General features: G+C 61.7%; 25 protein-coding genes. 4 read left to right on the top strand and 21 right to left on the bottom strand.

Annotated features, from left to right (window positions below):
- The first annotated feature begins 31 nt into the window (after positions 1–31).
- A complete protein-coding gene (locus tag GTQ41_RS05400) occupies positions 32–652 on the top strand; it encodes a hypothetical protein (RefSeq protein WP_047293047.1) in 621 nt (206 codons plus the stop codon).
- 4 nt (positions 653–656) lie between these two features.
- Here GTQ41_RS05400 and GTQ41_RS05395 read toward each other — a convergent pair whose 3' ends face one another.
- From GTQ41_RS05395 to ppc, 7 genes are all read right to left on the bottom strand, one after another.
- Entirely contained in the window at positions 657–1349 is a 693-nt protein-coding gene (locus tag GTQ41_RS05395; protein ID WP_047292817.1) for an extensin family protein, read from the bottom strand.
- 2 nt (positions 1350–1351) lie between these two features.
- Positions 1352–2188: an oxaloacetate decarboxylase gene (locus GTQ41_RS05390; RefSeq protein ID WP_095667404.1), complete on the bottom strand. Its 837-nt coding sequence runs from the start codon at positions 2186–2188 to the stop codon at positions 1352–1354.
- Positions 2189–2221: 33 nt separating this feature from the next.
- A complete protein-coding gene (locus GTQ41_RS05385) occupies positions 2222–3082 on the bottom strand; it encodes a DUF72 domain-containing protein (RefSeq protein WP_047292812.1) in 861 nt (286 codons plus the stop codon).
- Positions 3082–3390, bottom strand: coding sequence for a hypothetical protein (locus GTQ41_RS05380; protein ID WP_003222071.1), 309 nt, complete (start codon positions 3388–3390; stop codon positions 3082–3084). Before GTQ41_RS05380 ends, GTQ41_RS05385 begins: the two co-directional genes overlap by 1 nt.
- A gap of 285 nt (positions 3391–3675) precedes the next feature.
- Entirely contained in the window at positions 3676–4350 is a 675-nt protein-coding gene (gene tsaB, locus GTQ41_RS05375; RefSeq protein WP_047292810.1) for a tRNA (adenosine(37)-N6)-threonylcarbamoyltransferase complex dimerization subunit type 1 TsaB, read from the bottom strand.
- 93 nt (positions 4351–4443) lie between these two features.
- The gene (gene adk / locus GTQ41_RS05370) at positions 4444–5091 is read right to left on the bottom strand and encodes an adenylate kinase (protein WP_025112233.1); all 648 of its coding nucleotides are present in this window, start codon (positions 5089–5091) and stop codon (positions 4444–4446) included.
- Positions 5092–5381: 290 nt separating this feature from the next.
- Complete coding sequence (ppc, locus tag GTQ41_RS05365; protein ID WP_217325429.1) at positions 5382–8012, bottom strand: phosphoenolpyruvate carboxylase; 2631 nt, start codon at positions 8010–8012, stop codon at positions 5382–5384.
- A 210-nt stretch (positions 8013–8222) separates the two neighbouring features.
- Here ppc and GTQ41_RS05360 point away from each other — a divergent pair, with 210 nt between their 5' ends.
- The 3 genes from GTQ41_RS05360 (at position 8223) to GTQ41_RS05350 (ending at position 10183) form a co-directional block, all read left to right on the top strand.
- The gene (locus tag GTQ41_RS05360; protein WP_003222064.1) at positions 8223–8567 is read left to right on the top strand and encodes a hypothetical protein; all 345 of its coding nucleotides are present in this window, start codon (positions 8223–8225) and stop codon (positions 8565–8567) included.
- 366 nt (positions 8568–8933) lie between these two features.
- A complete protein-coding gene (locus tag GTQ41_RS05355) occupies positions 8934–9338 on the top strand; it encodes a DUF4398 domain-containing protein (protein WP_007964219.1) in 405 nt (134 codons plus the stop codon).
- 56 nt (positions 9339–9394) lie between these two features.
- A complete protein-coding gene (locus GTQ41_RS05350) occupies positions 9395–10183 on the top strand; it encodes an OmpA family protein (RefSeq protein WP_047292806.1) in 789 nt (262 codons plus the stop codon).
- Between the two features lie 138 nt (positions 10184–10321).
- Here the strand turns inward: GTQ41_RS05350 and GTQ41_RS05345 are convergent, their stop codons facing one another.
- The 14 genes from GTQ41_RS05345 to GTQ41_RS05280 form a co-directional block, all read right to left on the bottom strand.
- Entirely contained in the window at positions 10322–10651 is a 330-nt protein-coding gene (locus tag GTQ41_RS05345; RefSeq protein WP_007964217.1) for a hypothetical protein, read from the bottom strand.
- A complete protein-coding gene (locus tag GTQ41_RS05340) occupies positions 10648–11553 on the bottom strand; it encodes an alpha/beta hydrolase (RefSeq protein ID WP_047292804.1) in 906 nt (301 codons plus the stop codon). The genes GTQ41_RS05345 and GTQ41_RS05340 overlap by 4 nt, the downstream gene beginning before the upstream one ends.
- A gap of 162 nt (positions 11554–11715) precedes the next feature.
- Positions 11716–12993, bottom strand: a complete 1278-nt coding sequence (locus GTQ41_RS05335; RefSeq protein ID WP_047292802.1) for a flavohemoglobin expression-modulating QEGLA motif protein — start codon at positions 12991–12993, stop codon at positions 11716–11718.
- A 24-nt stretch (positions 12994–13017) separates the two neighbouring features.
- Entirely contained in the window at positions 13018–13575 is a 558-nt protein-coding gene (locus GTQ41_RS05330) for a hypothetical protein (protein WP_047292800.1), read from the bottom strand.
- 146 nt (positions 13576–13721) lie between these two features.
- The gene (locus GTQ41_RS05325; protein ID WP_007964212.1) at positions 13722–14435 is read right to left on the bottom strand and encodes a TetR/AcrR family transcriptional regulator; all 714 of its coding nucleotides are present in this window, start codon (positions 14433–14435) and stop codon (positions 13722–13724) included.
- 105 nt (positions 14436–14540) lie between these two features.
- Positions 14541–16043 carry a lysine--tRNA ligase gene (gene lysS, locus GTQ41_RS05320; RefSeq protein ID WP_041063265.1) on the bottom strand — a complete coding sequence of 501 codons (1503 nt, stop codon included), beginning with the start codon at positions 16041–16043 and terminating at the stop codon, positions 14541–14543.
- 112 nt (positions 16044–16155) lie between these two features.
- Positions 16156–17251, bottom strand: a protein-coding gene (gene prfB / locus GTQ41_RS05315) for a peptide chain release factor 2 (protein WP_096795805.1) whose coding sequence is annotated in 2 segments (ribosomal slippage) — positions 16156–17178 and positions 17180–17251 — 1095 coding nt in all. Because the reading frame shifts where the segments join, the coding sequence is not laid out codon by codon here.
- 202 nt (positions 17252–17453) lie between these two features.
- Positions 17454–18455 (bottom strand): PleD family two-component system response regulator, encoded by a 1002-nt coding sequence (locus GTQ41_RS05310; protein ID WP_047292797.1) that lies wholly within the window; start codon positions 18453–18455, stop codon positions 17454–17456.
- Between the two features lie 48 nt (positions 18456–18503).
- A complete protein-coding gene (locus tag GTQ41_RS05305) occupies positions 18504–19514 on the bottom strand; it encodes a chemotaxis response regulator protein-glutamate methylesterase (protein ID WP_041063258.1) in 1011 nt (336 codons plus the stop codon).
- Positions 19511–21838: a hybrid sensor histidine kinase/response regulator gene (locus GTQ41_RS05300; protein WP_217325428.1), complete on the bottom strand. Its 2328-nt coding sequence runs from the start codon at positions 21836–21838 to the stop codon at positions 19511–19513. Before GTQ41_RS05300 ends, GTQ41_RS05305 begins: the two co-directional genes overlap by 4 nt.
- Positions 21835–22530, bottom strand: a complete 696-nt coding sequence (locus tag GTQ41_RS05295) for a chemotaxis protein CheW (protein WP_047292794.1) — start codon at positions 22528–22530, stop codon at positions 21835–21837. Before GTQ41_RS05295 ends, GTQ41_RS05300 begins: the two co-directional genes overlap by 4 nt.
- Entirely contained in the window at positions 22527–23804 is a 1278-nt protein-coding gene (locus tag GTQ41_RS05290) for a protein-glutamate O-methyltransferase CheR (protein WP_047292792.1), read from the bottom strand. The genes GTQ41_RS05295 and GTQ41_RS05290 overlap by 4 nt, the downstream gene beginning before the upstream one ends.
- The gene (locus tag GTQ41_RS05285; RefSeq protein ID WP_047292789.1) at positions 23801–24319 is read right to left on the bottom strand and encodes a chemotaxis protein CheW; all 519 of its coding nucleotides are present in this window, start codon (positions 24317–24319) and stop codon (positions 23801–23803) included. Before GTQ41_RS05285 ends, GTQ41_RS05290 begins: the two co-directional genes overlap by 4 nt.
- Positions 24319–25941, bottom strand: coding sequence for a methyl-accepting chemotaxis protein (locus GTQ41_RS05280; RefSeq protein WP_041063242.1), 1623 nt, complete (start codon positions 25939–25941; stop codon positions 24319–24321). The genes GTQ41_RS05285 and GTQ41_RS05280 overlap by 1 nt, the downstream gene beginning before the upstream one ends.
- Positions 25942–25994: the final 53 nt, after the last annotated feature.

Here is a 25994-nt window from a genome sequence, read left to right as displayed (position 1 = left end):
TTTTGCCAGAGCTGAGCGTCAACCGAAAAAAATGTCAGGCATTCTTCCCACATCGATTGGCTACATTTCGCCCAAGGGCGACTTCAGCCGTCATAACACTCAAGCATTGGGCGGCGTCAGTCACCTGTGGCAGGATTTCTTTGCCCAGGCCCTGGCCGAACAGACGAGTGATGTGGTGCCAGCCTGCGGCACATTCCCGCCGGTTGACCTGAACAGCCCGGAAGAACCGACCCTGGGCAGCGAGCTGCACGCGCACATCGTCGAGCAGCGTCAGTGCGATGTGGTCGAGACCGAAGTGCGTCCGCCGGAGCCGCTGTTCCTGCCGATCGCCGAGTTCGAAACCGATCTGCTGGACAAGCCGTTCCCACCGTTCCCGCCAGAAGAACTCAAGGCTCAGCAGGAGCAGCAAGACTTCGACAGCAGCTGGGTTCGCCCGATCGTGATCAACAACGGTCAGCCGGTGCCAGAGCCGGGTCCGGCGCCGCAGAAGAAGCCACTGTACCTGCCGATTGCCGAGTTCGATCTCGACCTGCTGCAAAAACCTTATCCGCCGTTCCCGCCGGAAGAAATCGTCGAGCAGCAGAAAGCGCTCGACTTCGATAACGGCTGGGCGCGCCCGATTGTCCTGCAGAACCTGCGCCTCGCCGCCTGATCCCTCAGCGACAAACGCTCCAGCGCCCGACATCGACATGAAAGTGATTGCGATGGGCGGCGTTGTAATCCGGACTCAACACCACACTGAACGCCTCGCAGGCACCATCGCGCACCTGGCGCAGAAATTGCGCGTCCTGATTTTGCTTCGGCCAGTCTTTGAGCACACTGACGCTGCGCCCATCCGCCAGCCGAAAACCGCTGATGTCCAGCGCATCGGCACTGGCGTGGCGACTGAGCGCCCCGCTCTCGCGGTTGTAGACATTGCGGCAGGCAAAGCTGCCGAGGTGATCGATACGCGCCACAGACTGGCCGTAAAGCGCTTGCGCGGCAGGTTGCAGGGTATGTCGTTCAAACATCGCGTAAGCCACCGCCAATGGACAACTGGCGAGGAAGCTGCTGCTCAGCGCCACCTCGCCGCTCTGCACGCGCACGGCGCCGATCAGCGGGCACTTGGCGTCGGGGCTGTCGGCTTGCGCTGTGATGCGCAGACCCGAGTTGCTGAGCACTTGTGCGCATAACTCGGGATTGCCACGCAGGCGCATCAGCTTGAAACCGGTCAGCCAGTTCGGCGCGGCCTTCACGTCCAGCGGCGCCCACGGGTTCCACTCGGCCGGCACGTCGACCCAGCCGCGCCAGACGCTGACCACGGCGCCAGCAATCATCAACAGTACCGACAGCGCGATCCAGCGGCCCATGCTCAGCCTTTGAAGAACTGATTGGCCTGAGCGTACGGCATCGATTGCGCAGTGAAGCCGAAGGTGCCGTGCTGCTGGATCTCTTCAGCCGCGCGGTAAAACTCGCCGAACGCTGCCAAAGCCAGCGCCGAACCGGTGCTGATCCTGCGCACACCCATTTCTTCCAGCGCCTGCACGGTCAGTTTCAAACCGCCGGACATCAGCACGTTGACCGGTTTTGGTGCCACCGCGCGCACCACCGCCAGCACTTCTTCGGCGCTGCGCAAACCCGGCGCGTACAGCACGTCGGCGCCCGCTGCGGCAAAGGCCTGCAGGCGGCGGATGGTATCGTCGAGATCGGGATTGCCGTGCAAGTAGTTTTCCGCACGGGCGGTCAGGGTGAAGGGAAATGGCAGCGTGCGCACTGCGGCGACGGCGGCTTCGATGCGCGCCACAGCGTGTTCGAAGCAGTAGATCGGCGCGTCGGCACGGCCCGTGGCGTCCTCGATCGAACCGCCCACCGCGCCCGCCTCGGCGGCACGCAGCAAGCTTTTCGCACACTCGGCCGGGTCATCGGCGAAACCGTTTTCCAGGTCCACCGCCACCGGCAGATCGGTGGCCGCGACAATGGCCCGGACATTGGCCAAGGTCTCATCGAGACTCAGGGCGCCATCGGCCTTGCCTTGGGAAAACGCATAACCGGCACTGGTGGTCGCCAACGCCTTATAGCCCAGACTGGCGAGCATTTTCGCCGAGCCGGCATCCCACGGGTTGGGGATGACGAAAATCCCCGCACCTTCATGCAGGGCCTTGAAGGCCTGGGCTTTGCGGGCTTGTTCTTGAAGGGCGTGGGCGTTCATCGGCAGGCTCCTGGGCAGGGGGAAAATCCGCCTTCAGAGCAAGCCGAGTTGCTCGGCGGCGGGTTCTCTGTATAGCTCAGGCAGGGACGGCAGGCCAGGCAAACGTTGCATCAATTGTGCGTGAAAACGTTGCGCCAGCTTCGCCGCCATCACGTTGTCGGCAGTGTGCAGGAAGATGTACGGCGTGCGGCCCTCTTCAATCCACTCGGCGATTTTCGCCACCCACGGCACGAGAAACGGATCGTTGGCTTCCAGCTCCGGATGGCCAATGAAACGTACCTGCGGAGATTGGGTAAACGCCGCCGGACGGGTCGGCACCCGAGGCTTTTTCGATTGCGCGTGGATCACCGAAGACTCGGTCGACAGGCAACTGAACAGCGCCCGCGGATCGAGGCAGATCCGCTCCACGCCACGCTCAAGCAGCAGACGATTGAGCAGGCGCTCGCTCTCGCCCTTGGCGAAAAACTGTTCGTGACGGACTTCCACTGCCAGTGGCCGGTCCAGCGCGTCGATGAACGCCGTCAGCTCGGGCAATCGATGCGGGGTGAAGCTTTTCGACAGTTGCAGCCACAGCGGCGAAACCCGTTCGCCGAGCGGGCTGAGAAGATTCACGAAGGTTTCGGCGGCGGTCAGCTGATCACGCAGGTCACCGCTGTGGCTGATGTCGCCGGGAAACTTGGCGGTGAAGCGAAAGTGTTCGGGCATGGTCTCGGCCCAACGCTGCACGGTGGCCGGCGACGGGCTGGCGTAGAAGGTCGTGTTGCCTTCGACGGCATTGAACACTTGAGCATAGAGACTGAGGAAGTCGGAAGTCTTGGCGTCTTCGGGGTACAGATACTCGCGCCAGGCGTTTTCGCTCCAGGACGGACAACCGAGGTAGTAAGGCAGATCCATCAGATGTACAGGTCGAGGCCCAGCACATCCGCATCCCAATCGACAAAACCGGCGGTGCTCAGGTAGCTGGCCAGGGCCATCGCTACGCTTTTGCTCATGGCGCGGTGATAAATCATGTCTTGCTGACGGGCAGGCAGATTGGCCAGACGTTGTGCGGAGGCTTTGGCAGCGCGGGCGGCCAGTTGCTCTTCAGTCGGGAATTCCAGCTCGCCATCGATATCGTCGACGGACTCATCCAGCGCCACATTGCCTTTGCGAGGCTTGCGCTTGATGGGGTAGGACTGAGAGGAAAGGCCGTCTATACGCATAATTTCATGCTCGGTATCGATGATGGCAATTTAGCGGCACTTGACCGACTTAGCAAACCGCCGAGTGATAACTAGAACACATAAAGCGTAAAAGGTTTAAAGCGCGGGGTTGGAAACTGACGATTGGCAGAATTTGGAATAAGCAGTGGGATTGTGGAGAGCCTTATGTGGTGAGGGGATTCATCCCCGATGGGTCGCGAAGCGGCCCCAAAATCGGCGACTGCTTCGCAGCCGATCGGGGATAAATCCCCTCACCACAGAAGCTACCCCGCTAGAAGTCAGGACTCAGCGAGCCTTTGGAGTAGCGACTTTGTCGCGCAGGTAAACCGGTTGCGCATCATCGGCAGGGATCGACTCACCGCGTTCCCAGGCAAACCGCGCCAGGGTCAGCAGGTCTTCGGCGTGAGGCAGCATGCCGGCATTCGAGCCGCTCAGGCTGACCGCGATCCGCTCGCCATAGCCCCAACCGGTGCCCGCACCGAACCAATCGCCGCTGGCATCGACCGGCAGCGCCGCGGCTTCCGGTGGCAGCACCGCTTCGACACCCACCAGACGCATCTCGCCGGCGGTCTCGCGGTAGCAGCCCCAATACACTTCATCCATCCGCGCATCGATGGCCGCCGCGACCTGGCTCACACCGTGTTCGCGATACGCGCGCTGTGCCAGCACCGCCAGGTTCGACACCGGCAGCACCGGGCGATCCAGCGCAAAGGCCAGACCTTGCACCACACCAATGGCGATCCGCACACCGGTAAACGCCCCCGGCCCACGACCGAAGGCAATGGCGTCCACCGCTTGCAACGTGGTGCCGGCGTCGGCCAGCAGTTGCTGGATCATCGGCAGCAGCTTCTGCGCGTGCAGACGCGGGATCACCTCGTAATGGCTCGTGACCTTGCCGTCATGCAGCAAGGCAACGGAGCAAGCTTCGGTCGCGGTGTCCAGGGCCAGCAAGGTGCTCATCGATGTTTCCAAAACAGGTGGGAGAAAAAGGGCGTCAGTATAAACAACTACGGCCCGCAAGCGGGCCGTGGATGATGCAGCGGATCGGCTTTTTCAGCTCAGCGCTTCGAGCACCTTGGCGGTGATCGCTTCAACCGAGCCAACGCCCGGGATGTGGCTGTACTTCGGCTTGCCGTTGGCAGCGGAGAGCTTCTGGTAGAAATCCACCAGCGGCTTGGTCTGCGAATGGTAGACCGACAGGCGATGACGCACGGTTTCTTCGGTGTCGTCCTTGCGCTGCACCAGATCGTCGCCGGTAACGTCGTCTTTGCCAGCCACTTTCGGCGGGTTGTAGACGATGTGGTAAACGCGGCCGCTGGCCTCGTGAACGCGACGACCGGCGATACGCTGAACGATTTCTTCGTCTTCAACAGCGATTTCAACCACGGCGTCCAGTTCGACACCGGCAGTCACCAGGGCTTCGGCTTGCGGAATGGTGCGCGGGAAGCCGTCGAACAGGAAGCCATTGACGCAGTCGGGTTGAGCGATGCGATCCTGCACCAGCGCGATGATCAGGTCATCCGACACCAGGCCGCCGGCATCCATGATGCTCTTGGCTTGAACGCCCAGCGGAGTGCCGGCCTTGACCGCAGCACGCAGCATGTCGCCGGTGGAGATTTGCGGAATGCCGAATTTCTCGGTGATGAACTTAGCCTGAGTACCTTTACCGGCCCCGGGAGCTCCCAGCAGAATGACGCGCATCGATGTGCTCCTCAATTTTTTATATAGAAAACAACGGGATTCGCCTCTTTGGGCCAATCTCAAAAAAACGGGTCGTGGCCGCACAAACGGCCAAAGGCTGATCAAGATACACAGCAGGCTGCGCCCACACAAGACGCCAAAAGTCGGAGAAACCGGCGCCCGCCGCGACCTTGCGACGCGGTAACCCAAGTCGCAACCCCATCATTAACTGTCGCCTGCCCGCACTTTCTGCCTGTGTACAAAGCGGCACCCGGCCTGTGCACCGGGTGCCTGATAGCACCGCAAAAACCTTAGCCGGTATTGCGCAATCCGGCGGCAATCCCCGCCACAGACACCAGCAGCGCCTGCTCCACCGGGCTGCCCTGCTCGACATTCTGCTGCCGCGAACGGGCCAGCAGCTCGGCCTGCAATAGATGAAGCGGGTCGAGGTAAGTGTTGCGCAAACGGATGAATTCCAAGGTGTCTGGGCTATGTGCCAGCAGTTGCGACTGACCGGTCAGGCCGAGCACCACCGTGCACGCCTGCGACAATAGGTCGCGTAACTGCGCGCCCAACGGCAGCAAGTCCGGCTCGACCAGACGCTGGTCGTACGACAGCGCGATGTCGGCGTCGGCCTTGGCCAGGACCATTTCCAGCATGTCGATACGGGTGCGGAAGAACGGCCACTGTTCACGCATCTGCCCGAGCAGTTCGCCCTCGCCGCGCTCCAGCGCCTTGCTCAATGCAGTTTCCCAGCCGAGCCAGGCCGGCAGCATCAGACGAGTCTGGGTCCAGCCGAAGATCCACGGAATCGCCCGCAGGCTCTCGATCCCACCCGCACGGCGCTTGGCCGGACGGCTGCCGAGGGGCAAGCGTCCCAGCTCCTGCTCCGGTGTCGACTGGCGGAAATACTCGACGAACTGCGGATTCTCCCGCACCACGGCGCGGTACGCGGCGACGCCGTCGGCGGCCAGTTCATCCATCAGGTGCCGCCATTCCGGCGTCGGCGGTGGTGGTGGCAACAGCGTCGCTTCGAGCACCGCGGCCAGATACAGATTGAGGTTCTGCTCGGCGATGTCCGGCAAGCCGAATTTGAATCGAATCATTTCGCCCTGCTCGGTGGTGCGGAAGCGCCCCGCCACCGACCCCGGCGGCTGCGACAAAATCGCCGCGTGCGCCGGTCCGCCGCCGCGGCCCACGGTGCCACCGCGACCGTGGAACAACAGCAGTTCGACTTGCTGCTCGCGGCAGATCTCCACCAGCCGCTCCTGCGCGCGGTATTGCGCCCAGGCGGCGGCGGTGGTGCCCGCATCCTTGGCCGAGTCGGAGTAACCGATCATCACTTCCTGCGGGCCTTGCAGCCTTGCGCGGTAGCCCGGCAACAGCAACAGACGCTCCATCACCGGCCCGGCGTTGTCGAGGTCGGCGAGGGTTTCGAACAGCGGCACCACGCGCATCGGCCGCAACACGCCGGACTCTTTGAGCAGCAACTGCACTGCCAGCACGTCGGAGGCGGCGCCCGCCATCGAGATCACGTAGGAACCCAAGGACGCGGCCGGTGCGGCGGCGATTTCCTTGCAAGTGGCGAGCACTTCAGCGGTGTCGGCGGACGGTTTGAAATGCGCCGGCAGCAGTGGCCGGCGATTGCTCAATTCGCGGGTAAGGAAGCTGATGCGCTGTTCTTCGTCCCAGTCTTCGTAGCGACCGAGGCCCAGGTAATCGGTGATTTCGGTCATTGCCGAACTGTGCCGCGTCGAATCCTGACGTACATCGAGGCGCACCAGAAACAGGCCGAAGGTCACCGCCCGGCGCAGGCAATCGAGCAACGGCCCGTCGGCAATCACGCCCATGCCGCATTCGTGCAGGGAGTTGAAACACAGTTCCAGCGGATCGAGCAGATCGCGGTTGTTGTGCAACACGTCGGCCGGCGCCGGTGTACTGGCGCTGAGCGAGGCATGCGCCCAATTGCGCGTGGCACGCAGGCGTTCGCGCAATTGCTTGAGCACCGCACGGTAAGGTTCGGCACTGTCACCGGCCTTGGCCTTGAGCGCATCACTGGCCTGCTGCATCGACAGCTCGGCGGCGAGGTGATCGACGTCACGCAGGTACAGGTCGGCCGCCATCCAGCGCGCCAGCAACAGCACTTCGCGGGTCACCGCTGCCGTGACATTCGGGTTGCCGTCACGGTCGCCGCCCATCCACGAGGCAAAGCGGATCGGCGCCGCTTCCAGCGGCAAGTGCAGGCCCGTCGCTTCATAAAGCGCCTTGTCGGCCTTGCGCATATGGTTGGGAATCGCCTGCCACAGCGAGTGTTCGATGACCGCAAAACCCCACTTGGCTTCATCGACCGGGGTCGGCCGGGTACGGCGGATTTCTTCGGTGTGCCAGGCTTCGGCGATCAACCGTTGCAGGGTGTTCTGGATCTGTTCGCGTTCGGCGCTGGTCAGGTCGCGGTGATCTTGGGCGGCCAATTGCACGGCGATCGCGTCGTACTTCTGGATCAGCGTGCGCCGCGCCACTTCGGTCGGGTGCGCAGTCAGCACCAGTTCGATTTCCAGGCGCGCCAGTTGCCGGGCCAGAGATTCGGCGCTGTGGCCTTCGTTGCGCAGGCGGGCGAGCAGTTCCGGCAGTACGCGGGATTCGAACGGCGCAGGCTGCGACTCTTCGCGGCGATGAATCAATTGATACTGCTCGGCGATGTTCGCCAGGTTGAGAAACTGGTTGAACGCCCGCGCCACCGGCAGCAGTTCGTCTTCGCTCAATTGATTGAGGCTGGCGCTGAGTTCGGCGTCCATCGAGCCACGGCGATCAGCCTTGGCGCCCTTGCGGATCTGCTCGATCTTGTCGAGAAATTCCTCGCCGTACTGGTCGCGGATGGTATTGCCCAACAGTTCACCCAACAGGTGAACGTCCTCGCGCAAGCGTGCATCAATATCGGTCATCAGCAGTTCTCCAACGGTAATCGGGACGGCGCAGAAACGAATGCTTTGCCCAGAGAGTGCCGCTCTACGGCGCTTCTTACAAGCAGACGACGAAGGGACTTTAAACCTTGCGGCTTGAAGCTAGTCTCAACAGTAAGCCGCACAACGGCTTGCCGGCCGCGCCGGACACTCACCCGATCCTGCCATGAGCAGGTACGACATGAGGTCATCATGAAAATCCGTGAACTCGCCCAGCATTGGGAAGAAAACGCCAAGGGTCGCCTGACCGATACTGGCTACACGATTCATCTGGACGTCGAGGCCGCTGCGCGACTGGCGGCGATTGCCGAGATGTACCCCAAACGTCATCCGGAAGAACTGCTCGGCGAACTGATCGGCGCCGCGCTCGAAGAGTTCGAGGCGAGCCTGCCGTATGTGAAAGGTTCGACGGTGGTGGCGACGGATGAAGAAGGTGATCCGCTGTATGAAGACGTCGGGCCGACGCCACGGTTTCTGGCGCTTTCACGCCGGCATTTGCAGGATTTGTCCGCCGCTGCCGGCAAGCAAAAACACTGATCAGACAACACAAAAACCTGTGGGAGCGGGCTTGCCCGCGATGGCGTCAGTTCAGTCACATCAGTGTTGAATTTGATGGCCTCATCGCTGGCAAGCCAGCTCCCACAGGGATCGTATCCTTCTCCGCTTCTGCACGCTTTTTACCCCGCGCGTACCTCTCCACGCCTCCAAAGTTCCCGGTTTAGAGCCTTGTCGACTTGGTCAAAAAAACTTTTGGCGATAGGCCATCTTTTCTGAACTTTTGAAAAACGCCTTCGGTCGGAAGCTGTAACCACGCCTGGAACGAGCGTTTCAAAAACGCGCTTTTACACGACGCTTGCGGCTCCTCGACCAGGATGGATTTTCGGTTTTATCAGGAGTTAAACAATGGAGTTGAAGACCATGAAGACCCAAACCTCGTTCTCCCACCTGCGCGGTCTGAAACTGGCTGCTCTGGCCATCGGTACCAGCTTCGTACTGGCCGGTTGCGCCGGTAACCCGCCAACCGAGCAGTACGCCGTGACCCAATCGGCGGTCAACAGTGCGGTCAGCGCCGGTGGTACCGAGTTCGCTGCTGTGGAAATGAAGCAGGCGCAGGACAAGCTCAAGCAAGCCGAAATCGCCATGCACGACAAGAAGTATGAACAAGCTCGCACCCTCGCCGAGCAAGCCGAATGGGACGCTCGCGTAGCAGAACGCAAGGCTCAGGCTGCCAAGGCCGAACAGGCTGTGAAGGATTCCCAGAAAGGTGTTCAGGAACTGCGTCAGGAAAGTCAGCGCACCGTGCAGTAAGCGCGCATCCCGAATCGCAAAGCTGAAACTTTTATCGATAGAAAGGACGACAAATTATGCGTAAGCAACTGATGATCCCCGCTCTTCTGGCCGCAAGCGTTGCCCTGGCTGCCTGCTCCACCCCGCCTAACCCGAACCTGGAGCAGGCACGTACCAACTACGCCGGCCTGCAGGCCAACCCACAGGCAAGCAAAGTCGCGGCCCTGGAAACCAAAGACGCCAGCGATTACCTGGACAAGGCCGACAAGGCTTACCTGGACAAGGAAGACGCGGCCAAGGTTGACCAACTGGCCTACCTGACCAACCAGCGCGTGGAAGTGGCCAAGCAGACCATCGCCCTGCGCACCGCTGAAAACAACCTGAAGAACGCTGCCGCGCAACGTGCCCAGGCCCGCCTGGACGCTCGCGATCAGCAGATCAAACAACTGCAGCAGAGCCTGAACGCCAAGCAGACCGATCGCGGTACGCTGGTGACTTTCGGTGACGTGCTGTTCGCCACCAACAAGGCTGATCTGAAGTCCAGCGGGCTGGTGAACATCAACAAACTGGCGCAGTTCCTCCAGGAAAATCCGGATCGCAAAGTGATCGTCGAGGGTTACACCGACAGCACCGGGTCGGCTTCGTACAACCAGTCGCTGTCCGAGCGTCGCGCGACTTCGGTTCAAGTGGCGCTGATCAAGATGGGCGTAGATCCTTCGCGCATCGTGGTTCAGGGTTACGGCAAGGAATACCCGGTTGCCGACAACGGCAGCGTTTCCGGTCGTGCGATGAACCGTCGTGTGGAAGTAACCATTTCCAACGACAACCAGCCAGTGATGCCACGTTCGGCAGTCAGCTCGAACTAAGCAACACGCGCTAACGCCAAAGCCCCGCCTGAGTGATCAGGCGGGGCTTTTTCAAGATCAAAAGATCGCAGCCTTCGGCAGCTCCTACAGGGATCGTGTTCCAATGCAGGAGCTGCCGAAGGCTGCGATCTTTTGCGTTTAAGGCTCGAGTTTCTGCGGGGTTTCCTGGCCCATGCAGCGCACGGCTTTTTTCTGCGCATTGATCAGCACCCCGGTCAGGCCTTTCTGCTCGGTGTCGAACAGCACCAGCACGCCGTCGATGCACTGCGCCACCTGCGGCGCCGGGTCCAGCGAGACTTTGTAGTCTTCGCCCGGCACGGTCTTGAGCATGGTGAATTCGTTGAGCAGCAGCGCATCCTCGGGTTTGGCGAAGTGCAGGTAGCCGTAATACCACAGCGCCCCAACGGTGCCGAGGATGCTGCAGATACCGGTGATGATCAGCGGGATGGCGTTACGTTCTTCAGTCATTGCGGACTCTCATCTTCAGAATTCGGGGGTTGCGGATAATTGGGGATCTCGCCGAGGCGCCGCAGGCCGTTGAAGTGCTCGGGATCTTCCAGATAACGCAGCATCACTTGGCGCCAGACCGGGTCGCCGAAGGTCTGTACGTGGCCGCCGCGGGTCAACTGCAACACCCGTGGTGGTGGCGCTGCCTGATACAGGCGGATGGCGTTGGACATTGGCACCAGTGGGTCGTCGATGCTGTGAAAGATCAGTTTCGGCACGCCGTTAAGCTGCGGCATCGAGTTGATCGCACTGTCGCCGTCCGGCACCAGCCACGACAACGGCACTTGAAACGGCCAGGTCAGCCACGACGTGCTGAGGGCGTACTGACCGACGCTGCGGTAACTGGCGGGTACACCGTCGAGCACGAAGGCTTTCAGCTGTTTCTGCCGCTCGGGGTGCTGCACGAGCCAATGCACGGCCATTGAGCCGCCGAGGCTCTGGCCGAGGAGGATCAGCGGCTTGCCTTTGACCTCTGGCGCCTGATCCAGCCAGGCAAACGCGGCGTCGATGTCCTGATAGATCGCCGGCAGACTCGGCTTGCCCTCGGACAAGCCATACCCGCGATAGTCCACCAGCAGCACCTGATAGCCGTTTTTCGGCAACCACCAACTGCCACCCAAGTGCATCGGCAGATTGCCGCCGTTGCCGTGCAGGTGCAGGACTGTGCCTTTGACCTCGACACCAGGCTTGGCCGGCAGCCACCAGGCGTTGAGCTTGAGGCCGTCGGCCGTGGTCAGGGTGACGGTGCGGTATTCGAGCCTGGCTTTTTCCGGGGTGAAGATCTGGCCCGGTTCGGGGTAAAACAACAGCGAACTGCAACCGCCGAGGGTCAGGAGCAGGCAAAGGATGCCGAGGATTCTCATCCGGTGAAACCTCGCAGGATTCGGGTTGAAAACAATAATTGTGTCAACAAATAACCCTGTGGGAGCTGGCTTGCCAGCGATAGCGGTGGGTCAGCCAACATCAATATTGACTGTCAGACTGCAATCGCTGGCAAGCCAGCTCCCACAGGGTTTGTATGTGGTTCAGAGGATATTGGAGTAATCCGCCTCGATCCGGTCCAGGCTCAAGTGATTGAGGAAGTTGGAGAAGCACATCCATGCCGACAGCGCGTTCATGTCGCGGAACTGTTCCGGCAGGTATTTCGGCGGCACCACCAGACCTTCATCGACCAGTTGACGCAGGGTACGCATGTCCTCCAGGGTGGTCTTGCCGCAGAACAGCAGCGGTACCTGCTCAAGCTTGCCCTTACGCACGGCCAACTGAATGTAGTTGTAAACCATGATAAAGCCCTTGAGGTAGGACAAGTCTTTGGTGAATGGCAGACCGTTCGGCGTCGAGCCTCGGAACACCCGGCTGGCGTTGCCGTAGCTTTCGGCCATTTCGAAACCCTGTTCGCGGAAGAACTCGAACACCTGCAAAAAGTCCGCGCCCTCCTCGACCATGTGAATGGCACGGGTGCGGTTGGTCAGTTTGCGCAGGCGACTCGGGTAGGAGGCAAAGGTGATGATTTCCATCAGGATCGCCAGGCCTTCCTGGGTCACTGTCGACGACGGTGGGCCCTTGGACAGGAAGGTGCAGATCGGCTGGTTCAGGCCGTTAAGCGTGGTGCCGACATGCACCAGGCCTTCGTGGACTTCCAGTGCACGCACGTCGCGGTCGTTGAACAGCGCGTCGGTGCGGATCTTGATGTAGTCGGCGCCTGCTGCCGCGTCGGCGACGATGCCGTCGGACTCGAACACGCGGATGGTTTCCTCGGCCTCGCCGAACACCTTGTTCAACCGGGTTTGCAACAGGTGTACGGCATCCTTGGCGGTGAGGACCTTCGGTTCGTCTTTCAGGTCGCCGCGGCCGTCGATGTTGTTCAGGTAGTCAGACATCATCAGGCCGAGGTCGGCCAAGGTCGGGTCGCCGGCGTGGAACGCATCGGACGCAGCGCCGTACAGCTCTTGCGAGATCAGGCCAAAATCTTCGGTGCCGCGCGCTTCGAGCATGCGCACCACCATCCGGTATTCCTTGCACATGCGGCGCATGATCTGCCCGACCGGGTTGAACTGGCCGAGCTGGCGGGTGATGTCGCGTTCGATGTTCTGGAACTCGAGTTTGACCTTGCTCGAATCGAAACTCAGCGGCCGATTGAGGTAGTAGTCGCGATCCACCGCCGGCATTTCCTTGCCCTTGGCCTTGAGAAAGCCCTTGCGGATGTTCTCGTCCCACTTCACCGCATCGAGCACGCGGATCGGCGTCTGCGCCAGCACAATGCGATCGGACAACGTGCGTATCGTCTGCTGGTAATCGTCCACCCGAAACTCCTGTAGAAAACTGAATTATTTGGCGCGGGCTTGGCGCTGATAGCGCGCGGCCTCGACGAAGACATCGGAATTGGCCGGATCGTCGAGGTAAGCAAAGACCTTGTCGAGGCTACTGTCGACTTGCACGCCGTCGCCGTCGTCCTCGGTCTGGAAAGCCTTGCCGTCGAAGACTTGCTGCTTGATCGCCTGATTGATCTGTTCGAGGTCGAGGTTGTACACCACCAGCTCGTGTTTGTCGGTGAGTTCGAAACCGGCGATGGCGTATTGGCCACCGTAACGCGCCGGCACTTTCGCCGACAGGTACCAGCGGCTGCCGTGGCGCGACACGGTGAACGGGTACGCCTCACGCTCGTGAGGCCGGGCCTTGAACCAGGTGATCGCCTGATAGCGATCATGGCCGACGCGGGTCAGCTCAAGGTTCATCGGCTCGCCCCAGGCATTGGTGCTCGACCACGTGCCCAGCAGGCCCTTGGGCGCCGACTCACTGGCGGGCAGCGGATCCTTGAAAGTCACCAGACAACCGCTGAGCAGCAGGAACGACAAGGCGATCAGCACGCCACGCCAGGCTTTCATTCAATACTCCCATGAACTCGCAATACCTCCCTGTAGGAGCTGCCGCAGGCTGCGATCTTTTGATCCTGATCTCTTAAAGCAAGATCAAAAGATCGCAGCCTGCGGCAGCTCCTACATTGGGATCGGTGTCAGACGGACAACAGGGCTTACACCGAGGCCAGGACCAGATGCATGTACCGCGTCAGAATCCCGAGCATGTCCTGTTCGGCCAAAGGCTCGGCGTCGTTGAGCAGGCCCTGATATTCCATCCGTCCGATAATCGCCGTCAACACTTTGGCATCCTGTTGCGGTTCACGTGAGCCCAGGACTTGGAACAACTGGCAGGTGCCCTGCAGCAGGATCTGCTGGTGGGAGCGCACCAGATCCGCCAGGCGCGGGTTGAGCAGTGCTTCCTGGCGGAACGCCTGCTCGGCCATCAGGTGCTCGCGACGGTTGACCAGTTGCCGGTGCACATAGTCGGCCATCAGCCGCGCGATGTCGTCGGCCAGTTGCGAGCGCGACTCGGGGCTGCCGTCGCCACTGACGACCATCTCGCGCAGCAGGCCTTCGTTGTTGATCCACAGCTTGGCCATGTAGGCCGCGCTGCGTTCGACGTATTGGGCGAAGGTATCGGTGAGCAGGTCATCGATGTCCTTGAAGTAATAGGTGGTGGCCGACAGTGGCACGCCGGCCTCGGCCGCCACGGCCCGGTGGCGCACGGCGCGCACGCCGTCGCGCACGACAATGCGCATCGCCGCGTCGAGAATGTCCTGTCGACGCTGCTCACTGCCCTGTCGGCTGGCCTTGCGGCCCTGGTACTGAACACTTTCAGCGACCGCAGTGGCGATACCCGCTGCACCTTCTTGAGCGATTGCAACCATCACGACTGGACTTCCTCTGCTATTGCAAAATTAACCAATTGATACATTTGTACCAGACAGGCAATAAAAAGCCGCCTGTTTTAGGCGGCTTTTTAACTGAAACGTTTACGCTTGCGGTCGCATGTGCGGGAACAGGATCACATCGCGGATCGATGGCGAGTTGGTCAGCAACATCACCAGACGGTCGATGCCGATACCTTCACCGGCCGTTGGCGGCATGCCGTACTCCAGCGCGCGCACGAAGTCGGCGTCGTAATGCATGGCTTCGTCGTCGCCGGCGTCCTTGTCGGCCACCTGCGCCATGAAGCGCTCGGCCTGGTCTTCCGCGTCGTTCAACTCGGAGTAGGCGTTGGCGATTTCACGGCCGCCGATGAACAGCTCGAAACGGTCGGTGACGTTCGGGTTCTCGTCGTTACGACGAGCCAGCGGCGACACTTCGAACGGGTACTGAGTGATGAAGTGCGGCTGCTCCAGTTTGTGCTCGACCAGTTCTTCGAAAATCATCACCTGCAGCTTGCCCAGACCTTCGAAGCCCAGCACCTTGGCGCCGGCCTTCTTGGCGATGGCGCGCGCCTTGTCGATGTCGTTCAGGTCATCGGCAGTCAGCTCAGGGTTGTACTTGAGGATCGAGTCGAACACCGACAGACGGGCAAACGGCTCACCGAAGTGGAACACCTTGTCGCCGTACGGCACGTCGGTGCTGCCCAGCACCAGTTGCGCCAGTTCACGGAACAGCTCCTCGGTCAGGTCCATGTTGTCTTCGTAGTCGGCGTAAGCCTGGTAGAACTCCAACATGGTGAATTCAGGGTTGTGACGCGTCGAAACACCTTCGTTACGGAAGTTGCGGTTGATCTCGAACACCTTCTCGAAACCGCCAACCACCAGACGCTTGAGGTACAGCTCAGGCGCGATACGCAGGAACATTTCCATGTCCAGCGCGTTGTGGTGGGTTTCGAACGGCTTGGCCGCTGCGCCGCCAGGAATGGTCTGCAGCATCGGCGTTTCGACTTCGAGGAAGTCGCGCTTCATCAGGAAGCTGCGGATGTGCGCGATCACTTGCGAACGCACGCGGAAGGTCTGGCGTACTTCTTCGTTGACGATCAGGTCAACGTAACGCTGACGGTAGCGCTGCTCGGTGTCGGTCAGGCCGTGGTGCTTGTCCGGCAGCGGGCGCAGCGACTTGGTCAGCAGGCGCACGTTGGTCATTTCGACGTACAGGTCGCCCTTGCCGGAACGCGCCAGGGTGCCTTCGGCGGCAATGATGTCGCCCATGTCCCAGGTCTTGACGGCGGCCAGGGTGTCTTCGGACAGGGTCTTGCGGTTGACGTAGACCTGGATGCGCCCGGTCATGTCCTGGATCACCATGAACGAGCCACGGTTAAGCATGATGCGACCGGCAACCTTGACCGGGATTGCAGCCTCGGCCAGCTCTTCCTTGGTCTTGTCCGCGTATTTCTTCTGCAGATCTTCGCAGTAGTTTTCGCGGCGGAAGTCGTTCGGGAAGGCGTTGCCCTTGGCGCGCTCGGCAGCCAGCTTTTCCTTGCGCAGGGCGATCAGGGAGTTTTCTTCCTGTTGCAGGGCTTGCGGGTCGAGTTGTTGGTCGCTCATGTCTTCAGATATTCCATCAGGTTCGTTGCCCCCGGGCCTGGCGGCCCGGGAATCGCCAGCAGGGCTGGCTCCTACAGGGATCGCGTTGCATCAGCGATCCTGTGTGCGTCTGTTACAGCCCCGATTTCAGGCTGGCTTCCAGGTATTCGTCGATATCGCCGTCGAGTACCTTGTCGCAGTCGCTGCGTTCGATGTTGGTGCGCAAGTCCTTGATCCGCGACGCGTCGAGCACGTACGAACGGATCTGGTGACCCCAGCCGATGTCCGACTTGGTGTCTTCCAGCGCCTGGGAAGCGGCGTTGCGCTTCTGCATTTCCTGCTCGTACAACTTGGCCCGCAGCATTTTCATCGCGGTGTCCTTGTTGGCGTGCTGGGAACGTTCGTTCTGGCAGCTGACCACGGTGTTGGTCGGTACGTGGGTGATACGTACGGCCGAGTCGGTGGTGTTTACGTGCTGACCACCGGCACCGGATGAACGATAGGTGTCAATCCGCAGGTCTGCCGGGTTGATTTCGATTTCGACCTTGTCGTCGATCTCTGGCGAGACGAAAACGGCAGAAAACGAAGTGTGGCGACGGTTGCCGGAGTCGAACGGGCTCTTGCGCACCAGACGGTGCACGCCGATCTCGGTGCGCAGCCAGCCAAAGGCGTATTCGCCCTTGATGTGCACGGTCGCACCTTTGATACCGGCGACTTCACCGGCCGACAGCTCCATGATGGTCGCGTCGAAACCGCGTTTGTCCGCCCAGCGCAGGTACATGCGCAGCAGGATGTTGGCCCAGTCCTGGGCCTCGGTGCCGCCGGAACCGGCCTGGATGTCCAGGTAGGCGTTGTTCGGATCCATCTCGTGGCTGAACATGCGGCGGAATTCAAGCTTGGCCAGTGACTCTTCAAGCCCTTGAAGCAGTTCAACGACGTCGTTTACCGCACCTTCGTCGTTTTCTTCAACGGCCATGTCGAGCAGCTCGCGGGAATCGGCCAGACCGCTGGACAGCTCATCCAAAGTGTCGACGATCTGCGCCAGCGATGCTCGCTCGCGGCCCAGTTCCTGGGCGTATTCAGGTTTGTTCCAGACTGCAGGATCTTCAAGCTCGCGATTGACTTCGATCAGACGCTCATGCTTTTGATCGTAGTCAAAGATACCCCCGAATAGTTTCGGAGCGCTCGGACAGGTCCTTGATGGTGTTCAGGATCGGGTTGATTTCCATGACGGGCAGCACTCGTTGGCGAACTTTTGAAAGCCGGCGAGTATAACGTAATCACGCGGTCACGGCAGCCCGTCTGGCGGCTGTCGGGGTGAATCACTTGACACATTGCCCTGTAGGAGCTGCCGCAGGCTGCGATCTTTTGATTTTGCATTTTAAGATCAAAAGATCGCAGCCTGCGGCAGCTCCTACAGCAATTGATGGGTTACTCGATACCTACCTGGTTACGGCCATTGTTTTTCGCCTGATACAACCCACGATCCGCCGCCGAAATCAGCAACCGGCAGTCGCTGCCCGCCTGCGGCACCATGGTCGCCAGGCCGATGCTGATGGTCAGGCTCGCCCCTTCGCTCGGAGTGTTGTGCGGAATCTTCAGCGCCGCCACGGTCTGGCGCAGCTTCTCTGCCACCAGCCGGGCACCGCCCGGCGAGGTATTCGGCAGTACCAGCGCGAACTCTTCACCGCCGTAGCGTGCCGGCAGATCCGACGGTCGCGCGCTGGCGTCGCGGATCGCCGTGGCGACTTTGCGCAGCGCCTCATCGCCTTCGACATGGCCAAAGCTGTCGTTGTACGACTTGAAGTAATCGACGTCGATCATCAGCAACGACAACTGGCTCTGATCGCGCAACGAGCGGCGCCACTCCAGCTCCAGGTACTCGTCGAAGTGCCGGCGGTTGGACAGCCCGGTCAGGCCGTCGGAGTTCATCAGCCGTTGCAGGACCAGGTTGGTGTCGAGCAACTGCTGCTGGCTGACGCGCAACGCACGGTACGCCGCATCCCGCTGCAGCAGGGTCATGTAGGAGCGCGAGTGATAGCGAATGCGCGCCACCAGCTCGATGGTATCCGGCAGCTTCACCAGATAATCGTTGGCCCCGGCGGAGAACGCCGCGCTCTTGATCAGCGGATCTTCCTTGGTCGACAGCACAATGATCGGGATGTCCTTGGTCGCCGGGTGATTGCGGTATTCGCGCACCAGGCTCAGGCCGTCGAGGCCGGGCATCACCAGGTCCTGCAAAATCACCGTCGGCTTGATCCGGACCGCCTGGGCGATGGCCTGGTGCGGATCGGAACAGAAGTGGAAGTCGATGTTCTCTTCATTCGACAGCCCACGGCGCACGGCTTCGCCGATCATCGCCTGATCGTCCACCAACAACACCATGGCGGCGTTTTCGTCGGTTTTAATGTCGTCGATCTGTAAATCATTCATGGGCGGTCACCTGAGTACTGCGGGGGCCAGGATTGCGGAAAACGCTGTTCATTTGGGGAAAACCTCCAGCAATCGTGGCGCTATCTTTTCCAGTGGACGGATTTCGACGGCTGCATCGATGGCCGCTGCGGCCTTGGGCATGCCGTACACCGCACTGCTTTGCTGATCCTGCGCGATGGTCAGGTATCCCTGCTGGCGCATGAGCTTAAGCCCTTGCGCCCCGTCGCGTCCCATTCCGGTCAATAAAACCCCGATGGCATCACCGTTCCAATAGTTGGCGACACTTTCGAAGAAGACGTCGATCGAGGGGCGGTAGATCTCGTTGACCGGCTCGGCGGTGTAGGCCAGCGTGCCGTTTTTCAATAAGCGAATATGGTGATTGGTGCCAGCCAGCAGCACCGCGCCGGCCTGTGGCGGCTCGCCTTCGCGGGCCAGGCGCACGTCCAGGCCACTGGCGCTGGCCAGCCATTCGGCCATGCCCGCCGCAAACACCTGATCGACGTGCTGCACCAGCACAATGGCCGCCGAAAAATTGCGTGGCAGACCCTTGAGCAATACTTCCAGCGCTGCCGGCCCGCCGGCAGACGAGCCGATCGCCACCAGCCGCTTGCAAGACGCCGAACTGCGGTGCGGTGTCGGCACCGGACGCGAGCGTGGGGTTTTCTCGCCGATCAGCCAGCCGATATTGAGGATCTTGCGCAGCAACGGCGCCGCCGCTTCCTGCGCGTTACCGGCCCCCAGGGCCGGGGTATCGACCACATCCAGCGCACCGTGGCCCATGGCCTCGAAGACCCGGTGCACGTTCTGCTGGCGGTCAACCGTAACGATGACGATCGCGCACGGGGTTTCAGCCATGATCCGTCGCGTGGCCTCGACGCCGTCCATGACCGGCATGATCAGATCCATCAGGATCAGATCCGGGGTGTTTTCGGCGCACAGACGCACGGCCTCGGCGCCGTTGCCGGCCACCCAGACCACTTGATGCGCCGGTTCGAAGGCCAGCGCACGGCGCAAAGCCTCCACCGCCAGTGGCATGTCGTTGACGATTGCGATTTTCATGCCCGCGCTCCTCCAATGAGCTCAACCACTGCATCGAGCAGGGCGTCGTCATGAAAACTGGCCTTGGCTAAATAATAGTCGGCGCCCGCATCCAGTCCACGACGGCGGTCCTCTTCACGGTCCTTGTACGAGACCACCATCACCGGCAGCGATTGCAGACGGGTATCGCGGCGCAGCAACGTAACCAGCTCGATGCCGTCCATGCGCGGCATGTCGATGTCGGTGATCAGCAAATCGAAGTCCTCCGAACGCAGCGCGTTCCAGCCGTCCATGCCATCCACCGCGACCGCCACGTCGTAGCCGCGATTGAGTAGCAGCTTGCGCTGCAGCTCGCGCACCGTGAGCGAATCGTCGACCACCAGAATCCGTTTGCGCGCCACCTCGGCGGCCTGGTTGCCATGCCGCGCAATACGCTCCAGGCGCCCGGTATTGAGCAGTTTGTCCACCGAGCGCAGCATGTCCTCGACATCGACGATCAGCACCACCGAGCCATCGTCAAGCAGCGCCCCGGCGGAGATGTCCTGCACTTTGCCCAGACGTTCATCCAGCGGCAGCACCACCAGAGTGCGCTCGCCGACAAAACGTTCGACCGCCACGCCATAGACCGCATCGCGCTCGCGGATCACCACAACCTTGAGGGTTTCGCCGCTGCTCTGACTGGCCGGACGATTCAGCAACTGGCTGGCGGCGACCAACCCGACATGTCGGCCTTCGTGCCAGAAATGCTGGCGACCTTCGATCTGCACGATGTCCTGTGGCTCCAGATCGCACATGCGCTCGATGTGCGCCAGCGGAAACGCATAGGCTTCCTCGCCGACCTCCACCACCAGACTGCGCACCACGGACAGGGTCAGCGGCACTTCCAGATGAAAGCGACTGCCCTCGCCCGCCGTCTGCTCCAGCACCACTGCGCCGCGCAGCTGCCGGACCATGTGCTGCACCGCGTCGAGGCCGACGCCACGCCCCGACACTTCGGTGACCGTGTCGCGCAGGCTGAAACCCGGCAGAAACAGGAACGTCAGCAACTCTTCCTCGCTCAATTGTGCGGCGGTTTCGGCCGGTGACAATTGGCGTTCGACGATGCTGCGGCGGACCTTTTCCAGGTCGACGCCATTGCCGTCGTCACTCAGTTCGAGCACCAGCAAACCGGCCTGATGCGAAGCACGCAGGCGGATCAGGCCCTCTTCGGACTTGCCCTTGAGCAGGCGTTGTTCCGGGGTTTCGATGCCGTGGTCGACCGCGTTGCGCAGCAGATGGGTCAGCGGCGCTTCGAGTTTTTCCAGTACATCGCGGTCGACCTGCGTCTTCTCGCCTTCGATTTCCAGCCGCACCTGTTTGCCAAGGCTGCGCCCCAGATCCCGCACCATGCGCACTTGCCCGGTGAGCACATCGGCGAACGGACGCATGCGGCAGGCCAGCGCGGTGTCGTAGAGCACTTGTGCGCGCTGGCTGGCCTGCCAGGCAAATTCGTCGAGCTCGGCGTTCTTTTCCGCGAGCAATTGCTGGGACTCGGCCAACAGGCGCCGCGCCTCTTCAAGGGCTTCTTGGGCTTCGAGGCTCAGCGCGTGTTCCTTGAGGTGTACGTTGAGGCTTTCCAGCGCCCGCAGACCATTGTTCTGCATGCGCCTGAGGCGCTGCATGGTCGCCAGATGCGGCTTGAGGCGCTGGGTTTCGACCAGTGATTTACTCGACAGGTCGAGCAGGCTGTTCAGACGCTCGGCAGTGACCCGCAGCACGCGCTCGCCACCTTCGGTGGTGCGTTTGCTCTTGCGCGGCGCCGGGTCGGAGGTTTCCAGCGGTGCATCAACCGCCGGCCTGGGCGCTGGCGGTGGCGGTGGCGGTGGCGGTGGCGGTGGCGGTGGCGTTTCAATCGGCGCAGACGGTGCCTGCATCTGCAATTCGGCCATGGGCGGCGACGCCACGGCAGGCGGTGTCGAAGGGTCGAGCAGGCGGCCCATCAACGCCACATACGCCTCAATGTCCGGCGTTTGCGGGGCATTCGCCGGCGTAGCGATGCGCATCAACAGATCGGTGCCCTGCAACAACGCATCGATGTGTTCGGGGCGCAGCAACAGCCGTTTTTCCTGAGCGCTGACCAGACAATCTTCCATCACGTGGGCAACGCTGACGCCGTTGTCGATGCCGACGATCCGCGCCGCGCCCTTGAGCGAGTGCGCCGCACGCATGCACGATTCCAGATAGTCAGCCTGGGTCGGATTACGCTCCAGCGCCAGCAGCCCGCTGCTCAGCACCTGGGTCTGGGCCTCGGCTTCGAGGCTGAACAGTTCCAGCAGCGAGGCGTCGCGCATTTGCTCGGGGGTCATGTGAGGCTCCGGGTCACGGCGGACAGCAGCTGTTCTTCATCCAGCCAGCGCAGGCTGCGCCCCCGGAATTGCAGGACACCACGGGTGTATTTGGCGCTGGCCGTGCTGTTGTGCTCACCGCCGGCACGCGACGCAGCGTCGAGAATGCGTTCGTCGATGGCGTGGATGCCGTCGACCTCATCCACTGGCACCACCACCGGCCCGCCGTGGGCGGCGATGATCAACATGCGCGGCATGATCCGTGCGCCCGTGGCCGGTGCGGCGTTGCCATCCAGATCGAGCAACTCGACCAGCGACAGGCACGCCACCAGCGCGCCGCGCACGTTCGCCACACCGAGCAAGGCCCGCGAGCGCTGGTGTGGCAACGAGTGGATCGCCTGCAGCGGCGCCACCTCCACCAGACTGCGAGTGGCCAGCCCCAGCCACTCTTCGCCAAGGCGGAACATCAGCAGCGAACGGGTTTTCACGTCGCTTTCGACCGCCACGGCGACCGGGTCGCGCTCATCCTGCTGCAACGCATAGCGGTCGAGCAGACGCGTGGCGGCAGCGGAATACACCGCGCAGTTACGGCAATGGATATGCTCGGCCAGCAACGGGCACGACTTGTCGCCGTGAATGCCGATGCGGTTCCAGCAGTCATCGATGGCCCGGGCGTCTTCGTGGGTGACGTTCAAGGTGTCGGACGGGATCATCGTTTACGCTCACTGTCGGCGGTACGACCGCTGCGCGCGGCGCGTTCCTGCAATCGTCTGGCACCGGCGCTGTCGCCCTGAGCCTGCAGCAACGCAGCCAGGTGCATCAATGCTTCGGGATGTTGCGGCTCAAGGTACAAGGCCTTGCGGTAATGACTCTGGGCTTCGAGGGTGGCGCCGGCCACGTCACTGAGCAGGCCGAGCCAGTAAAACACCTGCGCTACCGGTTCGTGACTGCGCAGGTACTGCTCGCACGCCACACGGGCCTCGGCGCTTTTGCCTTCGTTGGCCAGCGCGGCGATGTTGGCGAGCAAGGTCGCCGCGTCCGGGTTGGCGCTTTTGCTGTTGACGGGCAACGATGCAACGCTGGCAAACGGCCGCGGACGCACCGGCGGCGATACTGGCGGCGGACTGCGCAGCGGTTGGCGCACTGGCAAAGGGGTCGGGGTCGGCAATACCACAGGTTCGGGCATGGGTTCAGCGTGTCGACTGAAGGCAAACGACTGCGGGATGCCAATCGAGCGCATGCCCAGACGCCCGAGCAGACTGCCCTCGGCCGGGCCGATGAACAGCACGCCGTCAACATGAGTCAGACGCTTGAGCACTTCAAACACCTGCTTCTGGGTCGGCTGGTCGAAATAGATCAGCAGGTTGCGGCAGAACACAAAATCGAACGGCGGCTCACCCGCCAGTAGCGTCGGATCCAACACATTGCCGGCCTGCAGGCGCACCTGCTCATGCACCGCTTCGCTGACCCGATGGCCGTCCTGTTCGGCGGTGAAATGACGCTCGCGAAAGCCCAGATCCTGACCCCGAAACGAGTTCTTGCCGTACAACCCGCGCCGCGCCTTGTCCACCGACAGCGGGCTGACATCCATGCCATCGACCTTGAACTGATGGGGCTTGAGCCCGGCATCGAGCAAGGCCATGGCAATCGAGTAGGGTTCTTCACCGGTCGAACACGGCAGGCTGAGGATGCGCAGCGCACGCATGTTGTTCAATTGGTCCAGACGCTTGCGCGCCAGCTTGCCGAGCGTGGCGAAGGATTCCGGGTAACGGAAAAACCAGGTTTCAGGGACGATCACCGCTTCGATCAACGCTTGCTGTTCATCCCGCGAACCTTGCAGCAGTTGCCAGTATTCATCGCTGTGCGCCGCCTGCGAGAGCGTGGTGCGTTGGCGCACCGCGCGCTCGATGATCGCCGGCCCCACCGACGTGACATCCAGACCGATGCGTTCCTTGAGGAAATCGAAAAAACGCTGATCGCTGCTCATGACGGCGTCTCACGCGGCGCGGGAAAGAGCAGGCTGCGCACGGCGTCATCCAGCAAATCGTTGACCCGCACCCACTGCACCAGCCCCTGGGCATCTTCGCGCACCGGGCCGAGGTACGGCGCCTGACGATTGTCCAGGCCATATGGCTGAAAATCCTCGGGATTGCAGCGCAGGGTGTCGGTCGCCTGCTCAAGGATCAGCCCGAGCCAGTGCGACCGCTGCAGTGCATCCGGGCGGTAATGCACCAGCACCAGCCGGGTGCTGGTGCGCGCCTCGGCCGGTTGACCAAAGGTCAACGCGCTGAGGTCGATCGCCGGCACCACCGCACCACGATAGGCGAACACCCCGGCGACCCACTTCGGCGCCTGGGCAATTGGCTTCAACGGTACGCGCGGCAGAACCTCCGCCACTTCAGTGGCGCGCAATGCATAGCGTTCGTTGCCGATGCGAAACAGCAGAAACAGCGCCTGTCTGGCCACTGGCGCAGCGCTGCGTTTGGCAGTGATTTCGCTCATCAGACTTTGAATCGCGAAACGCCACTGCGCAGCCCGACGGCCACCTGGCTCAGTTCGTCGATGGCGAAACTGGCCTGACGCAACGACTCGACGGTCTGGCTGCTGGCGTCGCCCAACTGCACCAGCGCATGGTTGATCTGTTCGGCACCGGTGGCCTGGGCCTGCATGCCTTCGTTGACCATCAACACCCGCGGCGCCAGCGCCTGCACCTGGTGGATGATCTGCGACAGTTGCTCGCCGACCTGCTGCACTTCGGCCATGCCCCGGCGCACTTCTTCGGAGAACTTGTCCATGCCCATCACACCGGCAGACACCGCCGACTGGATCTCGCGGACCATCTGTTCAATGTCATACGTGGCGACGGCGGTCTGATCCGCCAGACGCCGCACTTCGGTGGCGACCACGGCAAAACCACGGCCGTACTCACCGGCCTTCTCGGCCTCGATGGCGGCGTTGAGCGACAGCAGGTTGGTCTGGTCGGCAACCTTGACGATGGTCACCACCACCTGATTGATGTTGCCGGCCTTCTCGTTGAGGATCGCCAGTTTCGCGTTGACCAGGTCAGCCGCGCCCATCACCGAGTGCATGGTGTCTTCCATGCGCGCCAGGCCTTGCTGGCCGGACCCGGCGAGCACCGAGGCCTGATCGGCGGCGGTGGACACTTCGGTCATGGTGCGCACCAGATCCCGCGAGGTGGCGGCGATTTCCCGCGAGGTCGCGCCGATTTCGGTGGTGGTGGCGGCGGTTTCGGTGGCGGTGGCCTGTTGCTGCTTCGATGTGGCGGCGATCTCGGTCACCGAGGTGGTCACCTGCACCGACGAACGCTGGGCCTGAGACACCAGCGAGGTCAGCTCGGTCATCATGTCGTTGAAGCCGGTTTCCACCGCGCCGAACTCGTCCTTGCGATCCAGATTCAGACGGCTGCTCAAGTCACCGGTGCGCATGATTTCGAGGATCTTCACGATGCGGTTCATCGGCGCCATGATTGCACGCATCAGCAGCAGGCCACAGGCACCTGCCGCCAGCACGGCCACCAGCAGCGAGACAAACATGCTGACCTTGGCCGCCGCTACCGCCTCGTCGATGTTGGCCATGGCCTGATCGGCGACCCGCTTGTTCTCACCGATGATGTCGTTGAGTTTCATGCGGCCGGTGTACCAGGCCGGGGTCAGCTTCTCGGTAAACAGCTTGACCGCCTCGGCTTCGAGATTGCGCTTGTGCAGATCGAGTACCTGATCCTGAATCTGCATGTAGGTGTCGTGATCCTTCTCGAACGCAGCGAACTCGACCCGGTCTTCGTCGGTGGTGACGGTGCTGCGATAGTTGGCCATCTGCTCTTGCAGGCGCGTCTCGAACGCCTTGTAGTCCGCCGCATCTTCACTGCTGATGCCCTGCCCCTCCTTGAGCCCCAGCAGTTCCTGGGTCTGCAGGTAACTGTCGACCCACGCACCGCGAATCATCGAGCTGTAATAGACGCCGGGAACGGCGTCATCACGCACGCTGCTTTCACTGGCTTCGATTTTCAGCAGGCGGGAATACGAAACAACGACCATCAGCAACATGATGGCGATAATCACCGCAAAGCTCGCCAAAATGCGTTGGCGCAACGTCCAGTTCTTCACAGTGATTCCTCGTGCCTAAGTCGAAATGCGGGGAGTATAGCCGAGGGCGGTGT

This window comes from Pseudomonas sp. AN-B15 (genome assembly GCF_019056475.1).
Taxonomy (GTDB): domain Bacteria; phylum Pseudomonadota; class Gammaproteobacteria; order Pseudomonadales; family Pseudomonadaceae; genus Aquipseudomonas; species Aquipseudomonas parakoreensis.
Note: the sequence above shows the minus strand (reverse complement) of the source record. Positions and strands in the feature narration are given on the sequence as shown.

Coding starts and splice junctions, on each gene's coding strand:
- GTQ41_RS05400 (WP_047293047.1), top strand. CDS start 32: ATGTCAGGCATTCTTCCCACATCGATTGGCTACATTTCGCCCAAGGGC.
- GTQ41_RS05395 (WP_047292817.1), bottom strand. CDS start 1,349: ATGGGCCGCTGGATCGCGCTGTCGGTACTGTTGATGATTGCTGGCGCC.
- GTQ41_RS05390 (WP_095667404.1), bottom strand. CDS start 2,188: ATGAACGCCCACGCCCTTCAAGAACAAGCCCGCAAAGCCCAGGCCTTC.
- GTQ41_RS05385 (WP_047292812.1), bottom strand. CDS start 3,082: ATGGATCTGCCTTACTACCTCGGTTGTCCGTCCTGGAGCGAAAACGCC.
- GTQ41_RS05380 (WP_003222071.1), bottom strand. CDS start 3,390: ATGCGTATAGACGGCCTTTCCTCTCAGTCCTACCCCATCAAGCGCAAG.
- tsaB (WP_047292810.1), bottom strand. CDS start 4,350: ATGAGCACCTTGCTGGCCCTGGACACCGCGACCGAAGCTTGCTCCGTT.
- adk (WP_025112233.1), bottom strand. CDS start 5,091: ATGCGCGTCATTCTGCTGGGAGCTCCCGGGGCCGGTAAAGGTACTCAG.
- ppc (WP_217325429.1), bottom strand. CDS start 8,012: ATGACCGATATTGATGCACGCTTGCGCGAGGACGTTCACCTGTTGGGT.
- GTQ41_RS05360 (WP_003222064.1), top strand. CDS start 8,223: ATGAAAATCCGTGAACTCGCCCAGCATTGGGAAGAAAACGCCAAGGGT.
- GTQ41_RS05355 (WP_007964219.1), top strand. CDS start 8,934: ATGGAGTTGAAGACCATGAAGACCCAAACCTCGTTCTCCCACCTGCGC.
- GTQ41_RS05350 (WP_047292806.1), top strand. CDS start 9,395: ATGCGTAAGCAACTGATGATCCCCGCTCTTCTGGCCGCAAGCGTTGCC.
- GTQ41_RS05345 (WP_007964217.1), bottom strand. CDS start 10,651: ATGACTGAAGAACGTAACGCCATCCCGCTGATCATCACCGGTATCTGC.
- GTQ41_RS05340 (WP_047292804.1), bottom strand. CDS start 11,553: ATGAGAATCCTCGGCATCCTTTGCCTGCTCCTGACCCTCGGCGGTTGC.
- GTQ41_RS05330 (WP_047292800.1), bottom strand. CDS start 13,575: ATGAAAGCCTGGCGTGGCGTGCTGATCGCCTTGTCGTTCCTGCTGCTC.
- GTQ41_RS05325 (WP_007964212.1), bottom strand. CDS start 14,435: ATGGTTGCAATCGCTCAAGAAGGTGCAGCGGGTATCGCCACTGCGGTC.
- lysS (WP_041063265.1), bottom strand. CDS start 16,043: ATGAGCGACCAACAACTCGACCCGCAAGCCCTGCAACAGGAAGAAAAC.
- GTQ41_RS05310 (WP_047292797.1), bottom strand. CDS start 18,455: ATGAATGATTTACAGATCGACGACATTAAAACCGACGAAAACGCCGCC.
- GTQ41_RS05305 (WP_041063258.1), bottom strand. CDS start 19,514: ATGAAAATCGCAATCGTCAACGACATGCCACTGGCGGTGGAGGCTTTG.
- GTQ41_RS05300 (WP_217325428.1), bottom strand. CDS start 21,838: ATGACCCCCGAGCAAATGCGCGACGCCTCGCTGCTGGAACTGTTCAGC.
- GTQ41_RS05295 (WP_047292794.1), bottom strand. CDS start 22,530: ATGATCCCGTCCGACACCTTGAACGTCACCCACGAAGACGCCCGGGCC.
- GTQ41_RS05290 (WP_047292792.1), bottom strand. CDS start 23,804: ATGAGCAGCGATCAGCGTTTTTTCGATTTCCTCAAGGAACGCATCGGT.
- GTQ41_RS05285 (WP_047292789.1), bottom strand. CDS start 24,319: ATGAGCGAAATCACTGCCAAACGCAGCGCTGCGCCAGTGGCCAGACAG.